The following is a 17290-nucleotide window of genomic DNA, read 5'->3' on the forward strand; positions in this document are numbered from 1 at the left end:
CCGCTGGCAGGAGGTGAAAGATGTCGAACATCGCACAATTCCACAGGGAAGTATCGCCCGCGAGCCATATCGAGACCGAAACCGACGCGCTCGCCGTCGCCCGGGCGCTCGCCGCCGAATTTGCCAAGGGTGCTTCCGATCGCGACCGCAATCGTGAACTGCCGTTCAAGGAAATGGAGACGCTGGCGCATTCCGGCCTGCTGGCGATCACGGTGCCGGAAGCCTATGGCGGCATCGATGTCTCCAATTCGGTCCTGGCCGAAGTCACCGCCATCCTGTCGGAAGCCGATGGCTCGATCGGCCAGATCCCGCAGAACCATTTCTATATCCTCGAGGCGCTGAGGTTGGATGGCAGCGAGGAACAGAAGAAATTCTTCTTCGGCCGCGCATTGGCCGGCGACAAATTCGGCAATGCTTTGTCCGAAGTCGGCACCAAGACGGTCGGTCAATACAATACAAAGCTGACGCCGGATGGTGCCGGCTTCCGCCTCAACGGCAAGAAATTCTATTCGACCGGTGTCATCTTCGCCGACTGGATCGTCGTTTTCGCCAATGACCCGGATGGTAATCTCACCATGTCCTTCGTGCCGAAAGGTACCGAGGGTATCGAGATCGTCGACGACTGGGACGGCATCGGCCAGCGGACCACCGGCAGCGGCACGACGATCATCGAAAATGTCTATGTGCCGTCGGATTGCGTCGTCCATCACCACAAGGGTTTTGAGCGGCCGGGCACGATCGGTTCGGTTGGACAGATCATCCATGCGGGCGTCGATCTCGGCATTGCGCGCGCTGCGCTCAAGGACACGATCGATTTCGTCAGGACCAAGGCACGGCCATGGATGGATGCCGGCATCGAACGCGCCTCCGACGATCCGCTGACGATTTCCCGCATCGGCCAACTGGCGATCCGCATCGACGCGGCTGCGGCGCTGCTCGAACAGTCCGGCCACAAGGTCGACACGGCGCAGATCAATCCGACGGAAGACAACGTCGTCGCCGCGACCATCGCGGTTGCCGGCGCCAAGGTGCTGACCACCGAAGTCGCCATCGAGGCGACCAACACGCTGTTCGAACTGGCTGGCACCTCGGCGGCCCGCCAGGGCGCCAATTTCGACCGCCACTGGCGCAACGCCCGCACGCATACCCTGCACGACCCGGTGCGCTGGAAATTTCACGTCGTGGGCAATTACCTGCTGAACGGCGTCACCCCGCCGCGCAACGGCGCGCTTTGATCAATCCAGGAGCATGACATGACCCGCGAAATCCGGCTGAACGCCTTCGACATGAATTGTGTCGGGCACCAGTCACCCGGCCTCTGGCGGCATCCGCGCGACCAGTCGTGGAAATACAAGGACATGGACTATTGGGTGAATCTCGCCCAGACGTTGGAACGTGGCAAATTCGACGGCCTGTTCATCGCCGACGTGCTCGGCGTCTATGACGTGCTGAACGGCAACACCAATGCTGCCCTCAAGCATTCGGCACAGGTGCCGGTCAACGACCCGCTACAGCTGATCCCGACCATGTCTTATTTGACGGAGCATCTCGGTTTCGGGCTGACGGCGTCGTTGTCCTTCGAGCATCCTTATACATTTGCCCGGCGCATCTCGACGCTCGACCATCTCACCAAGGGCCGCGTCGGCTGGAACATCGTCACCTCCTATCTCAACAGCGGCGCGCTCAATATCGGCCAGGCCGGGCAGACGCAGCACGACAACCGCTACGATCTCGCCGAGGAATATCTCGACATCTGCTACAAGCTCTGGGAAGGCAGCTGGGAAGACGGCGCGGTGGTGCGCGACCGCGAAAGCGGCATCTTCACCCATCCCTCCAAGGTCCATCCGATCAATCACGCCGGCAAATATTACACCGTGCCCGGCATTCACTTGTCGGAACCGTCGCCGCAGCGCACGCCGGTGCTCTACCAGGCGGGCGCTTCGAGCCGTGGCAAGGATTTTGCCGGCGCGCATGCCGAATGCATCTTCGTCGCTGCTCCGTCCAAGGCTGTGCTGAAGCGTTACGTCGCCAATGTGCGCGAGGCGGCGGAGAAGATCGGCCGCAATCCGCGCGACATCCTGTCGTTCAACCTCCAGACCGTGATCCTCGGCGAGACCGATGCCGAGGCCAAGCGCAAGTTCGACGAATACCGCAAATACGTCTCCTACGAAGGCGCCCTGACGCTGATCTCGGGTTGGACCGGCATCGATTTCGGCCAGTTTTCCCCGGACGAGGTGCTGCGCCACCGCCATACCAATGCGGTGCAATCCGCCGTCGAGACCTTCACCACCATCGATCCGACCAAGGAATGGACGGTGCGGGAAATGGCCGACTGGGTCGGTATCGGCGGCTTCGGCCCGGTCTTTGTCGGTTCACCCTCGACAGTCGCCGACCTAATGCAGGAATGGATCGAGGATACGGACGTCGACGGCTTCAATCTCGCTTATGCCGTGACGCCGGAAACGTTTGAGGACACGGTCAACATGCTGGTGCCGGAACTGCAGAAGCGCGGCGTCTACAAGACCGAGTATCGCCCTGGCACGCTACGCGAAAAGCTGTTCGGTAGAGGGTCGCGACTGGAATTGCCGCATCCGGGGGCGGCCTATCGCGACATTGAGCGGCTGAGTGCTGCGAGGGCGGCGGAGTAGGCTTCCGCAGAGGAGGTGGTCTGGCTGAGCATGGAATCTCGACTGGCGAGAAATATCATAAAATGATATTATCCCTACAAAGGAGATTTACTATGCCGTCCAGCTACACTTTAGGAGAACATTTCGAGGAGTTTGTTCGGCGTCTCGTCGACAGCGGCCGGTACGCGTCCGCAAGCGAGATCATGCGCGATGGGCTTCGCCTGCTTGAAGAGCGCGAAAATCTCCGTGAGGCAAAGCTGGTGGCCTTGCGCGAAGCTATTCGCGACGGCATGCAAAGTGGCCCTTCCGAACCACTTGATATGGATTCGATCCTCGAAGAGGCGCGGCAGCAACACGCATCGAACAGAAAACGTGTTGGCCGTGGCTCTTAATATCACGCGAACGCCACAGGCAAGACGCGACCTCATTGAGATCTGGTCCTATATCGCCGACGACAATCCGCCGGCCGCGGATAAGCTGTTGCGACGGTTCGAGCAGGTTTTCGCCATGCTGTCTGAAACGCCGCTTGCCGGGCGAGCTCGGCCGGAACTGCATCCTGACATCCGAAGCTTTTCGATCGGCAACTACTCGGCCTTTTACCGAATTTTGCCCGGAGTTGTCGACATCGTGCGGGTCATGAGCCGGTTTCGCGACATCGACGAAGACGAGTTTACCGTGTAGCAACTCGCCCGACCAAACGGAAAGGTCGGGCGGCAAAACATCGACGGCGGTTAGCTATATAGGCTAACCTCCGGAATCGTCCCGTTCAGGGCAAACTCACCCACCTCGCGCGCCTTGTAGAACACCGGATCGTGCAGCGTGTGCGTCCGGACATTGCGCCAGTAGCGGTCGAACTTGTGTTTCGAGGCAGTGGCGCGGGCGCCCATGAGTTCGAAGATGCGCGACGTGATGTCCAGCGACACATGTGTTGAATGGACCTTGGCGGCATAAGCCTCGGCGGCGACCTCGCCGCGCTCGCGGGCGGTGACAGCGGGACCGCGCAGCAGGGCCGACTGTACGGCTTCGGCAGCGACGTCGGCAAGTGCGGCAGAGGCCTTCAGCTGCGCCGTGAACTCACCGATCCGCTCCAGGATATACGGATCCTGTTTGGCGCTCTCCACGCCGGAGGTGATCCACGGCCGGGTCGTCTTGCGCACATAGTCGAGCGCGGTCGCGAGCGCCCCCTCGGCGGTGCCGAGATAGAAGTTGACGAAGACCAACTGGATTAACGGCGTGTTGAACGTGGCGAGCACCGAGGGTGCCTGGTCGGGATCGGCGAGCGGCAGGACGAAATCGCTGTGATAGACGGGAAAATCACGGAATTCGACGCTGCCGGAGTCCGAGAGCCGCTGGCCGAAATTGTCCCAGTCGTCATTGGCGATGTAACCGGGCCGGTCGGTGGGGATGACGAAGTTGGCGATCTTGTCTTCGAACACCGCATTGGCATTGATCCGGTCGGAAATATGGGCGCCGGTCGAGAATGTCTTGCGGCCGTTGAGCACATAGTGGTCGCCCTGACGGCTCAGCACCAGGCCCGGATCGCGCGGGTTGACGGCAGCACCCCAATAGAGGTTTTTCGACACGGTCTCCTGGCCGAGTACGGCCGCCTTGTCGGGATCCTGGTGTGCCCAATAGATATACTGGCTGTTGACGAAGTGATAGCCGAGCAGCTGGCCGATCGAAGCCTCCCCGCGTGCCAGGATGCGCACCAGACGCAAGCCGTCGACCCATGACAGGCCGCTGCCGCCGATCTGCGGCGCGTGCAGTGCGTTCAGCAGGCCGGACGATTTCAGGATGCTGATCTCGGTATAGGGCGGCTTGCCGTCGCGGTCGAGGCTGGCCCCTCGATCGGCGAGATCGCTGGCAATCGCTTCAGCGCGGGCGAAGAGCGTGTCGCGCCGATCGTCGACATCTTCGGTTTTCTTGACGAGATGAAGGGTGCTCATGGGTTTCTCCGGGGAAAGATCGGAATCACGAAGCGGCGGCATCCAAGGACGCCGCCGCCGCGATGGTCATCAGTAGAGTTTTGCCGGAATCCACGGCGCGTTGACCGCATCGCTCTCGCTGAACGACGGCACCTTGGCTGCAAGTTCCTCGATCGTCTTGACGCCGGCCTTGCGCAGCGAATCCTGTGTCAGCAGCGCCGGCTTGACGAGGATCGAATGCGGCACGTCCTCGCCGGCAATGCTGAGCGCCACGGCACGGATCGACACGGCGCCAACCACGGCCGGATTGGTAGCCACTGTCGCCTTCCACGGGCTGCCATCCTCGGTAATCTCCTGGATGTCAGCGGTGGAAACATCGGCCGAATAGATCTTGATTTTATCTGCGAGGCCGAGATCGTTGACCGCAAGCTTCACGCCGCGGGCGAATTCGTCATAGGGCGCGAAGACGACGGTGATATCCGGATTGGCCTGCAGCGACGCTTTGGCCTGGTCGGCGGTGCTGGTCGCCGTCGTGTCGTTGACGACGCCGAAATGCGCCTTTTCGACCACGCCCTTGTTGTCGGCCTTGAACTTTTCCCAGATCTCGTTGCGGCGGTCGAGCGGCGCAAAACCGGCGACATAGACATAGCCGGCGGTGAATTTGTCGCCATTGTCCTTCAAGGCCTGCTCGAGACCGAGCTTGGCGATCTCATGATCGCTCTGCTCGACCTGCGGGATTTTCGCATTGTTGAGATTGACGTCGAAGGCCACGACCTTGATGCCGGCGTCGAGCGCCTTCTGCACCACGTCGCCTAGGGCTTCCGGCTGGCCGTGATCGATGACGATGCCCTTGACGCCGAGATTGATCGCCTGCTGGATCTGGTCGCGCTGCTCGGCGGCATCCTGGCGCCCGGGGAAGACGCGCAGGTCGATGCCGATCGCCTTGGCCTGCTTCTCGGCACCGGACTGGTAGGCCTGGAAGAAGTCGCCGGCGGAAATGTAGGAAATCAGTGCCACCTTGACGCCCGGCTTGTCAAACGGCGCCGGTGCCTTGGCGTCTGCCGCGTGCCCGATGCCGGCAAAGCTTGCCGCCGCGAAAAGTGCTGTGGCCGCCGTCTTGAGATAGGATTTCATGAGAGTGCTCCTTGCTGTTGCCAGCCTGTTGCCTCGAAGGGCATGGCTTCTACTAAACATAAAATCCATAAAAATACTATACAATAAAATCATACCAATTTATGCTCGGTTTCGGAAACGGCGTTGCCGCCACGCCACCGAAGTTGAAACCCCATGCCCTTCGCTTGGGAACAACACATAATATACATCGATTATATGATTATGGGTCGATCATGCCGCTGCTCACTGTCGAGAACATCGAAAAATCCTTTGCGGCGACGCGGGCGCTGGCCGGTGCCGCGCTTTCGCTCGATGCGGGTGAGATCGTCGCATTGATGGGCGCTAACGGCGCCGGCAAATCGACGCTGGTCAATATCCTCTCCGGCGCTTTCTCCGCCGATGCCGGTACCATCACATTGAATGGCCGGAACTATGCGCCGCGGTCGCCGGCCGAGGCGGCCAGGCATGGCGTCGTGACCGTACACCAATCGACCGACCGACTCGGCGCGCCTGGCCTCAGTGTGGCGGATACATTGCTGCTTGATGCCTATGCCGACGGTTCGGCGCCGTTCTTTCTCAACCGTGCCGCCGTCCACCGGCGGGCCAAGAAGATGCTCGATCAGGCCGGTTTCGACCTGCCGCTCGACACCGATTTCGCTGATCTGCCGGCCGCCGGCCGGCAATTGCTGGCGATCGCCCGTGCCATCGATCGCAAGGCGTCGCTGTTGATCCTCGACGAGCCCACCGCCAGTCTCTCTGGCCGCGAGGCGGAGCGGCTCTACGACATCCTTAGGGGATTGCGTGCGAAAGGCTTTGCCATTCTCTATATCTCCCACCGCGTCGCTGACCTGAAGGCGTTGGCGGATCGCGTCGTCGTCATGCGTGGCGGCCGGATGGTGCGGGAATTTTCGGCGCCGGTCGATTTCGATGCGGCCATCGAGGCGATGATCGGCCGCTCGTTGTCCTCGTCTCGGCCGGCTGCGGCGGCGGAGCATGGCGGTGCGCCGGTGTTCCGGCTGCAGGGCGCCCGGCTGCTGCCTCACTCAAACCTCTTCGATCTCGATATTCTCGAAGGCGAGGTCGTCGCCGTCACCGGTGTGCTCGGCGCTGGCAAGAGCCGGTTGCTCTCTGCGATTTTCGGCACGGCAACGCTTGCCGAAGGAGCGATGACGCTCGCGGGTCGTCCTTTCCGGCCAAGCGATCCAAGAGAGGCGATCGATGCCGGCGTGTTCATGGCGGCGGAGGACCGGCACCGCTCGTCGCTGATGCCTGCCGGCTGGCCGGGCGATACCGTGGCCCGCACGATCAGCCTGCCGCATCTCGGCAAATGGTTCCCGAGCGGCTTCACCACCGGACGCCGCGATCTCACTGAGGCGGATTTCGCCATCACCCGGCTCGGCATCAAGGCGCAATCGGGTCGTGCCAGCCTCGGTTCTCTGTCGGGCGGCAACCAGCAGAAGGTGATCCTCGGCCGCTGGGAGGCTGAGCCCTGCCGGCTGCTGCTGCTCGACGAGCCGTTCCAGGGCGTCGATGTGGGCGCCCGCCAGGACATTATTGCCGCGATCCGCGCCAATCGCAGCCGCGCGACGCTGATCGCCACATCCGATCCCGAGGAAGCGCTCGAAGTCGCCGACCGCATCCTCCACATCCACCACCATACGATAATGCCGGCCGAGCATATCAAGCCGGAGCAGGAAGGCCAAACTCCATGACCACGATCGACAGCCGCAATCCGCCACTTGCCCAAGCGGACGCTCGTCAATGGCTGGCCAGATCCGCCGCGGCCCTCCGCTCCGGCGCCGTGCTCCTGCTGCTCGCAGCGATGATCATCGGCTTCTCTCTTGCTGTTCCGGTGTTCATCAACATCGTCAACCTGATGAGCATATTGCAAGGCGTGTCAGTGGTGGCGGTGCTTGGCATCGGCGTGACGCTGACGCTTGCCGTCGGCGGTTTCGACCTGTCGATCGGCGCGGTCGCCGCCTCATCGGTCATGGCTGCGACTTACGCCATGATCGTCTGGCAGCTCAACGCCTATGAAACGGTGCCGCTGGTGCTGGCCTTCGGCGCTGCCGTCGGGGCGGTCAATGCTTTCCTCATCGTCAAGCTGCGCGTGCCGGACCTGCTGGCGACATTGGCGATGATGTTTTTGCTGAGCGGCCTGCAACTGATCCCGACGGCCGGCCGGTCGATCTCCTCCGGCCTTATCCTGCCGGATGGGTCGAAGGCAGCAGGCGTGGTCGACAAAGCTTTCCTCACGATTGGCCGCGCCAGCCTCTTTGGTGTCATCCCGATCCCCGTGGTGATCATGGTAGTCGCGGCCATCATCTTCCATGTGTTGATGGAGCATACGCGTGCGGGACGGCTGTTGTTTGCGGTCGGCGGTAATGCCGTGGCGGCGCGGCTGGCCGGTGCTCCGGTGGCGAAACTGAAGACCATGGCCTATATCCTTTCGGGCATGCTGGCGGGTCTCGGCGGCATCATTATCGCCGCTCGCGTCGGCCGTGGCGACATTTCGACCGGCGGGTCGCTATTGATGGATGCCGTGGCTGCGTCGCTGATCGGCTTCGCCGTGCTCGACCAGCGCCGCCCGAATATTTTCGGCATGGCTGCCGGCGCTGTTTTCGTCGGCGTGCTGCTCAATGGCCTCACCATGCTGAACGCGCCCTACTACACGCAGGACTTCGTCAAGGGCGCAGTGCTGGTCGGCGCGCTGGCGCTGACCTATGGGCTCGGCCGGCGGTCGTAATTCTCCTATGCAGACAATGGGTTGCTTCATAGTTAAATATTAAAAATATATTTTTAGTAGACTAATATCGGCCTTTGCGCTATCGATGACGTCCGCCTGAGCCGATGCCCGGCGACGAGACAGACATGATTGTCAGGAAATACGTCGATGGCTGATCATTTGATTTTAAGCGCATTTTTCTTCAATCCCCAGGGTGATCATCGAATGTCCTGGCGCCATCCGCGGGCGCCGGGGCGCGAAGTGTTCGATTTCGACTTCTATAAGAAGCTCCTGCAGGATGCGGAGCGGGCGAAGTTCGATACGCTGTTCGTTGCCGATCACGTCGCCATCTGGGATTCGGTGAAAAGCGGCGTCACCCATTATGCCAATGCGCGGCTCGAACCGCTGACGCTGCTTTCGGCACTGGCCGCGGTGACGGAGCATATCGGCCTGATCACCACGGCCTCGACCTCCTATAGCGAGCCCTACAACATCGCCCGGATGTTCGCCTCGCTCGACCATATCAGCAAGGGCCGCGCCTCGTGGAACGTGGTGACCTCGGCCATGGACGAAGAGGCGCAGAATTTCGGCCATGACGGCAATCTCATCCATGGCGACCGTTACGAACGTGCCGGCGAATTCCTCGATGTCGTCAAGGCGCTGTGGGACAGCTGGGAAGACGATGCCATCCTGCTCGATCGCGGCTCGGGACATTATGCCGATGCAGCCAAGGTCCATTCCCTCAATCACGAGGGCAAATATTATCGCGTGCGCGGCCCGCTGAATGTGCCGCGGCCGCCGCAGGGGCATCCGATCATCGTCCAGGCTGGCTCGTCTGATTCCGGCAAGGACTTTGCCGCCGCACATGCCGATCTGCACTTCGCCATCATCCGCGACAAGGAGGAGGGGCTGCGCTATCGCGAGGACATCAATGCCCGGCTGAAGAAATTCGGCCGCCGGCCGGACTCGTTCAAGATCCTGCCCGGTGTCCTACCTGTCGTCGCGGGTTCCGTCTCGGAGGCCGAGGAGCGGCAGCAATATCTCGAAAGCCTGATGCCGGAACAGGTCGGCGTCGACCTGCTGTCGAGCTGGAGCGGCACGGACCTCACCGCCTACCCGCTGGATGGGCCATTGCCGCCCTTGCCGGACGAGTCGACCTTCAACGGCGGCCGGACGGCGCTCAATCGCGTAAAACTCTGGGCGAGCCAGAATCTCACGCTCGGCGAGATCGCCAAGCGGCTCGCCAATTCCGGCGCCGTTCCAACCATTGCCGGCACGGCTTCGCAGGTGGCCGACCAGCTGGAAGACTGGTTCAAGGCGGGTGCTGCCGATGGCTATAACCTGATGTTCCCCCTGCTGCCGGAAGACTGGCTGAACTTCACCAGCCAGGTCGTGCCGGATCTGCAGCGCCGTGGCGTGTTCCGCCGCGAATACGAGCCTGGCACCTTTCGCGACCGGCTGGGACTGCAGCGGCCGCCAAACCGCTTCTCCGCCGAAGGCAGTGATCGACGCGCGGCGTCGTGAGGGAGGCCGTCATGAGCAAGGAGACCATCAGATTGCAGCCACGCGAGCCTTTTACGCCCAAGCTCACCAATGTCCTGCACAGCCCCAAGCGCGTGCGCGTCGAGTTTGCCGGCGAGACGGTCGCCGACAGCCGAGAAACGCTGATCCTGCGCAGCAACCAGTTCCTGCCGATCTATTTCTTCCCGGAGGTGGCGATCCGGCCGGATGTCCTTCTCGCCCCGCGCGACGGTCGCCATGAGCGGTTTGGCGGCAAGACGCGGAACTGGAACATCGGTGCCGCAGGCCGCACGGAGGAGAATGCCGCATGGTCCTTCGTCGAGGTCGATGATCCCGTCTTCGCGCCGCTCAAGGGCTATGTCGCGTTTCGCTGGAATGCCGCGGATCACTGGTTCGAGGAAGACGAGGAAATCTTCGTCCATCCGCGCGATCCCTATGCGCGCATCGATACGATCCCGAGTTCCGCCCATGTCGAAGTCCTGGTCGGTGGCGAGGTGATCGCCGACAGCCGGCGCGCGGTGCTGCTGTTCGAAACCCATCTGCCGACGCGTTTCTACATTCCGCCGGAAGACATCCGCATGGACCGCTTGACGCATTCGGCGAGCCACACGCGCTGCCCCTACAAGGGCATCGCCTCCTACTGGTCGACCACGGCGACCGACGGCACTGCAAGGCAGGACATCGCCTGGAGCTATCTCGATCCACTGGCTGAAATTCCCAAGATCAAAGGTCTGATCGCCTTCTATCCGGATGCTGTCGACGAAATCCGCCTCGACGGCCGCCGCGTCTCCTGATCTTCAACCTCAATAGGATAGTCCGATGACCAAACGTAACCACATCGACCAGCTCCGCACGCTTTCCGGCGATCTCTGGAATGTTGCGGTCGACGAGCATGCGGCCGGGTTCTTGAACCGCCGCGACCTGATCCGCTATGCCGCCTTGATCGGCCTGACCGGCTTTGCCGCGTCGCAAGGCTTTGGCGTTTCGACGGCACGTGCTGCAGGCCAGGGCGGCGGGACGGTGCGGGTAGCGCTTGACCAGCCCGCCGGCGCCATCGACCCGGTGAAAATCGCCGATCCGGCCAGCATCGCGCTGATCAGTCAGGTGGGCGAATATCTGTTGGTGGACGACCCGGAGAAAGGCCTGCTGCCGTCGCTGGCCACTTCATGGTCCGGCAATGACGATGCAACACAATGGACGTTCAAGATCCGCTCCGGCGTGAAATTCCAGGACGGCCGCCCGCTCTCCGCCAAGGATGTCGCGGCCACATTCGAGCGGCTCGTTGATCCGGCCAATGGCTCCTCGGCACTGTCAGCTTACAAGGGCTTGCTGTCGAAGGGCGCCGTCAAGGCTTCGGATGACCTGACCGTCGTCTTCACGCTCGACAGCCCGAATAGCAATTTCCCGTTCTACGTCTCCTCCGACGTGTTCAATTCGATCATTCTTCCCGCCGACTACAAGGGTGATTTCGAGAAGACGTTCAACGGCACCGGTCCGTTCAAGCTGGAATCCTTCCGACCGAAACAAGGCGCGAGCTTCGTCCGCAACGACGGCTACTGGGGCGACAAGGCGCTTCCCGACCGGCTGGAAATCCAGTTCTACGACGACCCGCAGGCACAAGTTCTGGCGCTGCAGGCCGGCGATCTCGACGTCATCCCCTATACGCCGCGCATCGCGCTCGCCGTCGACAACAACCCCGCCTACAAGATCCTCAGCGTCCAGGCGAGCACCCATGACGAAGTGCATATGCGCGTCGACCAGGACCCGTTCAAGGACAAGCGCGTGCGTCAGGCGCTGGCGCTGACGATCGACCGCGACGTCATCGTCAAGGGCCTGTTCAAGGGCCGCGCCATCGTCGGCAACGACACGCCGTTCGCGCCGATCTTCCCTTCCTCCGACCCATCGATTCCCCAGCGCAAGCAGGATATCGCCCAGGCCAAGAAGCTGCTCGCCGAGGCCGGCGTCGCCAACGGCTTCCAGGTGACGCTGACCACCGAGCAGGCCTATGAAATCCCTGACTATGCCGTGCTGATCCAGAATTTCGCCAAGCTGGCCGGCATCGACATCAAGCTCAACATTCTTCAACAGGATGCCTATTACGGCTCGGCGACCTTCGGCAGCTCCAACTGGCTGGACTCCAACCTCGGCCTCACCGACTATGGTCACCGGGGCACGCCGGACATCTTCCTCAATGCCACGCTGAAGAGCACCGGAACCTGGAACGCCGCTCATTTCAAGAACCCGCAATATGACGCACTGCTGGTCGATTACGGCAAGGCGCGCGATCTCAAGACCCAGCGCGAGACCGCCAGCAAGATCCAGGCGCTTCTTCTCGATGAAACGCCGCTGATCATCTCCTATTTCTCGAAATATAGCCGCATCACCAGCTCGAAGGTTCAGGGCTTGCGTTTCACCGCAATCTCGCACCTGTTCCTGGATCGGGTAACGGTTGCCTCGTCATAAGGCTCGAACCCGTCGGGTTTGCCGACGTCAACACGCCGATATCTCGAGGCCCAGGCTCGCGTCCCAACCGCAAGCCTGGGCCTCGCCCTGTCGTAGTTCGAGCATAAGCATGAGCGGCTGCCGACGGTCGCAACGTCCTGGACTGGCGCTCGAACAAATCGCGCCGATATTTCGAACGCATTTCAATTCAGGGCAATTTATTGCGTGTCGCGGTTACGCCGATCCCTAAAATAGCAGCGAACGATCAGGGAAGGCGCCATGATACCTCTGCAACTCAAATTCACGGACGAGCGCAAAGCACTCACCGTCACATGGGATGACGGTCATGTTTCCACGATTCCGGCGTCGCTGCTCAGAGCCCGCAGCCGGGCGGCACTGCAGGTGCGTGCCGATGTCGATGGCAAGACGGGTTCATTCGACGGTGTCAGCGTGACGAGCGCCGAGGCGATCGGCTCCTATGCGGTGCGGCTGGTTTTCTCCGACGGTCATGATAGGGGCATCTATCCCTGGAGCTACCTGCGCGAAATCGCCGACTTTTAATTTGCGCGTGTCGTCATCCCGAAACCGGGAGCCACTTTCGGGCGACACGCCGCGGGCCTGAGGATTGAGAATGGACGATTTTATCGAAGGATTGGCGGAAGTCGCCTGCGATGTGCTGGTGATCGGTGGCGGCACGGCCGGACCGATGGCGGCGCTGAAGGCCAAGCAGAAGAACCCGAAGCTGAATGTGGTTCTGCTGGAAAAGGCCAATGTGAAGCGCTCGGGCGCCATTTCCATGGGCATGGACGGGCTGAACAACGCCGTCGTGCCGGGCTATGCCACGCCCGAGCAATATACCAAAGAGATCACCATCGCCAATGACGGCATCGTCGACCAGGCGCCGGTGTATAAATATGCCTCGCGCTGCTACGACATCATCCAGGAGCTCGACCGGTTCGGCATCCGCTTCCAGAAGAATGCCAATGGCGATTTCGACCTGAAGAAGGTGCATCACCTCGGCACCTATGTGCTGCCGATGCCGAATGGCGAAACGGTAAAGAAGGCGCTCTACCGCCAGATCAAGCGCGAGCGCATCCTCGTCTCCAACCGCTATATGGCCACGCGGCTGCTGACCGCCAAAGACGGCCGGATTGCAGGCGCCATTGCGGTCAACACGCGCACGGCCGAGTTCCTGGTGCTCCGGGCCAAGACGGTGATCCTCTGCATGGGCGCAGCGGGCCGGCTCGGCCTGCCGCATTCCGGCTATCTGTTCGGCACTTACGAGAATCCGACCAATTCCGGCGACGGCTATGCCATGGCCTATCATGCGGGTGCGGCGCTCGCCAATCTCGAATGCTACCAGATCAATCCGCTGATCAAGGACTATAACGGCCCGGCCTGTGCCTATGTCGCCGGTCCGTTCGGCGCCTATACAGCCAATAACGAGGGCAAACGCTTCATCGAGAGCGACTATTGGTCGGGGCAGATGATGCAGGAATTCTACAACGAACTGCAATCGGGCAAGGGGCCGGTCTTCCTCAAGCTCAACCATCTGCATTCCGACACGGTCGGCGAGATCGAGGACATTCTGCACCGGGTGGAGCGCCCGTCGCGCGGCCGGTTCCATGAGGGGCGCGGCACCGATTATCGCGACAAGATGATCGAGATGCACATATCGGAAATCGGCTTCTGTTCGGGCCACAGTGCTTCGGGCGTGTTTGTCGACGAGTTCGCGCGAACCACCGTACCGGGCCTCTATGCGGCAGGCGATATGGCGAGCGTGCCGCACAACTATATGCTCGGGGCCTTCACCAATGGCGCGGTCGCGGGCGAGCATGCCGCCGAGATCGCGGGAGAAACCGACCTGCCGGATATCGACAACGATTTTGTCCGGCTTGAGCGCGAGCGCGTTCTGGCGCCGACCAGGCGCGAGGATGGCATTCCGCCCAACCAGCTGGAATACAAGGCCCGGCGCTTGGTCAACGACTATCTGCAGCCGCCCAAGGTCACCGCCAAGATGCGGATCGGCCAGGCGCGGCTCGCCGAAGTCCGCGAGGATCTCGATACCGCGCTCGTGGCGCGCGATGCGCATGAACTGATGCGTTCGCTCGAAGTCTCCTCCATCCTCGACTGCGCCGACATGGCGGCGCATGCCTCGCTTTATCGCACCGAGAGCCGCTGGGGCCTCTACCACAACCGCGTCGATCATCCGGAAAAGGATGACGACAACTGGTTTTGCCACACGCTGCTCAGCAAGGCCGATGGCCGCATGGTCTCCGAGAAGCGCACCGTCCAACCCTATATCGTTCCGATCGAGAACGAGGAACGCACGGCCTATGACCGCCTGCGCGTTTCCAACCAAGCCTGACGAGGAAAGCCATGCCGCTTGCTCTTTCACCCACCACGGTTCCCGTCGTCGTCGACGACGCCAAATGTATTGCCGACAAGGGTTGCACCGTCTGCGTCGATGTCTGTCCGCTCGATGTGCTGCGCATCAGCGACTTGACCGGCAAGGCCTACATGAAATTCGACGAGTGCTGGTATTGCATGCCTTGCGAAACCGACTGCCCGACCGGCGCAGTCACCGTCAACATCCCCTACCTGTTGCGCTGACATGAGTGCTTTCGAACCTTTTGAAGATTTCGGCGATGCCGAAGAAATCGCCGAGCGCCTCGGCGACCCCGATGCGACGGTGCGCCGGCTTGCGGTCATCGACCTTGCCGAAACGGCGAGCGCCGAAATCCTGCCGCATCTCATCAACGCGGCCGGCGATCCCGATGCATCGGTGCGCCAGCAGGTGGCGATCGCGCTGTCCGAATTCGATACCGGGGAGGCGGCTGGCGGGCTGGTCCTATTGGTGACGGATGCGGATATATCCGTGGCGCAAGCGGCGGCCGACAGCCTTGCGGAGCTGAAGGAGCCCGCGGCGGCAGAGGCAATCCTGCCGTTGCTCGACCATGAGAGCGCCTTCGTCCGGGCTGCAGGCTTTCGCGGCCTGAGAGGTTTGCGGTCGCGGGCCGCGCTTGGCCCTGCGCTCTCGGCGATGCGGGACGCGAATGCCGATGTGCGTGCGCAGGCGCTCGGCGTCGTCGCCTATCTCAAGCTTGAGGAAACCCTGCCATCCCTGATCGCTGCTACGCGCGATGCGGATGCCGCGGTCCGCGTCGTTGCAGTGAACGCCCTGTCCTTCACCAGCCAGCCGGCTGCGGCCGCCGCTGTGGTGACCGGATTGGGCGACCAGAGCTGGCAGGTCCGCGCCGCCGCAGCGGAATCGCTCGGCCGCATCGGCCAGGGTTCGGCTGTCGAAGGACTGGTCTCGGGTCTTGCCGACGACTATTGGCAAGTCCGGCAGAAATGCCTCAATGCGCTGGGCAAGCTCAAGGCGCATTCGGCCGTCGAACAGATTGCCGCGCTGCTTGCCAGCGAGATGGCGCAGCTGAGGAAGGAAGCCGCTGCGGCACTCGGCGAAATCGCCGACCCATCGGTGCGGGACGCGCTGATGGAGCACATCTCCGACGCCGATCCGGATGTGCGCAAGACAGTCCGCTGGGCGCTGACGCGGCTCGGGTGACAACGGGTATAGGCGGGGACGGAAGAGCAGGGCCATTGCATATGGCGCGAAAACCCCTCCCCACAAGGGGGAGGGCCTCAACCCGTGGCACCGCCTTGCCCCAATTGAGGCAGGGAGAGCGCCGCGAGTCTTCTCCCCCCTTGTGGGGGAGATGGCCGGCAGGCCAGAGAGGGCCTTTGCGCCGTTTGCGATTGCCTTGGGTCCAACCCCAGACTCGTTCACACGGCCTAGCCGCCGCGCTTGGACACCATTTCCTGTAGCGTATGCGGCCGCTCGATGCGGATATGCCGCGGCGTCACCGTCACCAGCCCTTCCTTCTGGAAGCGCTTCATCATCATCGTCACCCATTGCCGCGTGGAGCCGACCATGGCGGCGATCTGATCATGCGTTACTTTGGCATTGATGATGATCGCCCGGCCATCGCGCACGCCGTGGAGTTCGCCGAGATTCATCAGAAACTGCGCCAGCCGTTCGATCACCGAGCGGGTGCCGAGCATCTGCGCCATGGCGGAATAGCATTTACCCTTTGCCGTCAGCCCCTGCAGCAGACAGAGGGCGAAATTGGGCATTTCGACGACGAGTTTTTTCAGCGCAGCGGCCGGTACATAAAGGATTTCGCAGGCGCTCAGCGCCTCGCCCGACCAGATATGCGTGCCGCCGCCGGTCATTTCGGGGCCGCCGATGAAATTGCCTGAGGTCCAGTAGGCCAGCGTGATTTCGCGGCCGGACGGTGCCGTGTAGAAGACGCGGACCTGGCCGCCCTCGATGATGAATATGCCGCCATGCTGGTCGCCCTGGGTGAAGATTGCCTGCCCGGCCAAGAAGGTCAGCCGTCGGCCGTGCGTCCTGAGCTTCGTCCATTCCTCCGGCTTGAGCGCATCGAGGAAATGCGCGCCTTCATCCAGCCCATCGACACTTTCGCTGAGGAACAGCGCCTGGTCTCCGGGAAGAATGACCTGTTCGGGAAGATCAAGGTCGATCTCCCGCTTCCGGCTTCTGGCGTCGAGATTGGTTGAATGCAGTTCGAGGCTCATATCCGGCTCCTCTCGAGTCGCGAAAACGCGATTAAAATATATAAATTCTATCGACAATAAAGGAAAATATTTGCGTGTTTAAGGCCCGGCATGGACATTTTGTCGTTCGGTCTAACTGAAAGGCGCCTTTTAAATAGTTGATATTAAATTGGAAAATTCATGATGATGGTCGCGGCGGCGCCATCACGCCGGCAGCCGAAATCAGATCGGCACGTGACCCCGTGCAAGTAATTGCTATGCCCGAAGCGCCGCCGCCTCATAGATTTCGGACAGCAGCCTGGCAATCCCTGCCGGGTCGAGACGCCAACCGCCCGATAACGGGGCGACCAAAT

At 61.7% G+C, this 17290-nt stretch carries 16 protein-coding genes; 13 read left to right on the forward strand and 3 right to left on the reverse strand.

All coding sequences use genetic code 11. From position 1 onward, the window contains the following. Positions 1-20 precede the first annotated feature (20 nt). From AC1D06_RS00105 to AC1D06_RS00120, 4 genes are all read left to right on the forward strand, one after another. Entirely contained in the window at positions 21-1235 is a 1215-nt protein-coding gene (locus AC1D06_RS00105; RefSeq protein WP_477875181.1) for an SfnB family sulfur acquisition oxidoreductase, read from the forward strand. Between the two features lie 18 nt (positions 1236-1253). Beyond that, positions 1254-2648: an LLM class flavin-dependent oxidoreductase gene (locus AC1D06_RS00110; protein ID WP_477875183.1), complete on the forward strand. Its 1395-nt coding sequence runs from the start codon at positions 1254-1256 to the stop codon at positions 2646-2648. A gap of 92 nt (positions 2649-2740) precedes the next feature. Beyond that, positions 2741-3019, forward strand: a complete 279-nt coding sequence (locus AC1D06_RS00115; RefSeq protein WP_477875185.1) for a type II toxin-antitoxin system ParD family antitoxin — start codon at positions 2741-2743, stop codon at positions 3017-3019. Then, a complete protein-coding gene (locus AC1D06_RS00120; protein WP_477984086.1) occupies positions 3009-3308 on the forward strand; it encodes a type II toxin-antitoxin system RelE/ParE family toxin in 300 nt (99 codons plus the stop codon). The genes AC1D06_RS00115 and AC1D06_RS00120 overlap by 11 nt, the downstream gene beginning before the upstream one ends. 50 nt (positions 3309-3358) lie before the next feature. Here the strand turns inward: AC1D06_RS00120 and AC1D06_RS00125 are convergent, their stop codons facing one another. Both AC1D06_RS00125 and AC1D06_RS00130 read right to left on the reverse strand, forming a co-directional pair. Then, the gene (locus AC1D06_RS00125) at positions 3359-4573 is read right to left on the reverse strand and encodes an acyl-CoA dehydrogenase family protein (RefSeq protein WP_477875189.1); all 1215 of its coding nucleotides are present in this window, start codon (positions 4571-4573) and stop codon (positions 3359-3361) included. A gap of 69 nt (positions 4574-4642) precedes the next feature. Beyond that, the gene (locus AC1D06_RS00130) at positions 4643-5686 is read right to left on the reverse strand and encodes a substrate-binding domain-containing protein (RefSeq protein ID WP_477875191.1); all 1044 of its coding nucleotides are present in this window, start codon (positions 5684-5686) and stop codon (positions 4643-4645) included. Positions 5687-5898: 212 nt separating this feature from the next. Between AC1D06_RS00130 and AC1D06_RS00135 the strand changes: the two genes are divergently transcribed. The 9 genes from AC1D06_RS00135 (at position 5899) to AC1D06_RS00175 (ending at position 15924) form a co-directional block, all read left to right on the forward strand. Further along, a complete protein-coding gene (locus tag AC1D06_RS00135) occupies positions 5899-7377 on the forward strand; it encodes a sugar ABC transporter ATP-binding protein (RefSeq protein ID WP_477875193.1) in 1479 nt (492 codons plus the stop codon). Next, positions 7374-8411 (forward strand): ABC transporter permease, encoded by a 1038-nt coding sequence (locus tag AC1D06_RS00140; protein ID WP_477875195.1) that lies wholly within the window; start codon positions 7374-7376, stop codon positions 8409-8411. Before AC1D06_RS00135 ends, AC1D06_RS00140 begins: the two co-directional genes overlap by 4 nt. A gap of 147 nt (positions 8412-8558) precedes the next feature. Further along, positions 8559-9914 carry an LLM class flavin-dependent oxidoreductase gene (locus AC1D06_RS00145; protein WP_477984088.1) on the forward strand — a complete coding sequence of 452 codons (1356 nt, stop codon included), beginning with the start codon at positions 8559-8561 and terminating at the stop codon, positions 9912-9914. An 11-nt stretch (positions 9915-9925) separates the two neighbouring features. Further along, positions 9926-10705: a DUF427 domain-containing protein gene (locus tag AC1D06_RS00150; protein ID WP_477875199.1), complete on the forward strand. Its 780-nt coding sequence runs from the start codon at positions 9926-9928 to the stop codon at positions 10703-10705. A 25-nt stretch (positions 10706-10730) separates the two neighbouring features. Then, a complete protein-coding gene (locus tag AC1D06_RS00155; RefSeq protein WP_477984090.1) occupies positions 10731-12374 on the forward strand; it encodes an ABC transporter substrate-binding protein in 1644 nt (547 codons plus the stop codon). Between the two features lie 258 nt (positions 12375-12632). Continuing rightward, the gene (locus AC1D06_RS00160) at positions 12633-12914 is read left to right on the forward strand and encodes a gamma-butyrobetaine hydroxylase-like domain-containing protein (RefSeq protein WP_477875203.1); all 282 of its coding nucleotides are present in this window, start codon (positions 12633-12635) and stop codon (positions 12912-12914) included. Between the two features lie 70 nt (positions 12915-12984). Continuing rightward, the gene (locus tag AC1D06_RS00165) at positions 12985-14721 is read left to right on the forward strand and encodes a fumarate reductase/succinate dehydrogenase flavoprotein subunit (protein ID WP_477984092.1); all 1737 of its coding nucleotides are present in this window, start codon (positions 12985-12987) and stop codon (positions 14719-14721) included. A gap of 11 nt (positions 14722-14732) precedes the next feature. Further along, positions 14733-14966 (forward strand): 4Fe-4S dicluster domain-containing protein, encoded by a 234-nt coding sequence (locus tag AC1D06_RS00170; protein WP_064253763.1) that lies wholly within the window; start codon positions 14733-14735, stop codon positions 14964-14966. Between the two features lies 1 nt (position 14967). After that, positions 14968-15924, forward strand: coding sequence for a HEAT repeat domain-containing protein (locus AC1D06_RS00175; protein WP_477984094.1), 957 nt, complete (start codon positions 14968-14970; stop codon positions 15922-15924). Positions 15925-16151: 227 nt separating this feature from the next. Here the strand turns inward: AC1D06_RS00175 and AC1D06_RS00180 are convergent, their stop codons facing one another. Further along, complete coding sequence (locus AC1D06_RS00180; RefSeq protein WP_477984096.1) at positions 16152-16958, reverse strand: Crp/Fnr family transcriptional regulator; 807 nt, start codon at positions 16956-16958, stop codon at positions 16152-16154. Between the last annotated feature and the right edge of the window lie 332 nt (positions 16959-17290).

This window comes from Rhizobium sp. P2_G2 (genome assembly GCF_056403555.1).